This is a genomic window from Candidatus Nanopusillus massiliensis (assembly GCF_920984865.1).
In genome coordinates this window covers 188,153-188,499 of sequence record NZ_OV100765.1, presented here as the reverse complement: position 1 = coordinate 188,499, position 347 = coordinate 188,153, and the positions used below count along the sequence as shown (strand labels likewise).

The window sequence follows — 347 nt, the reverse complement described above, 5'->3', positions numbered from 1 at the left end:
GATTTTTTGGAAACAGCAAATTATTTATATTTATTGGCAAAAAATTATAATCAAATTCCCAAATATACCTGAAAAAGTAAAAAATTATGAAGATTTTGATGAAGTTAAATTAGAAATATTAAAATCTATGACCAGGTATTGGAGAAAACTTAGCATTAAAATTATTAGAAAATTTTAAATCATTAAAGAACATTTTTTTAGCAAATAAAACTGATTTAGAAAATATTATTGGAGAAAAGAAAGCTGAAAGAATTAAAAAGATTTTTGAAGAAGAATATAAGAAGTGATTGCAATTCTCATTGGGATATAGATGGAATAGCTTGCTTGTCAATATTATATAAAGAAAT

The 347-nt window shown here is 21.9% G+C and carries 1 protein-coding gene; it reads left to right on the top strand.

Going from position 1 to position 347, the window contains the following annotated elements:
* Positions 1-137 precede the first annotated feature (137 nt).
* Positions 138-287: a helix-hairpin-helix domain-containing protein gene (locus LUA84_RS05085; RefSeq protein WP_457913329.1), complete on the top strand. Its 150-nt coding sequence runs from the start codon at positions 138-140 to the stop codon at positions 285-287.
* Positions 288-347: the final 60 nt, after the last annotated feature.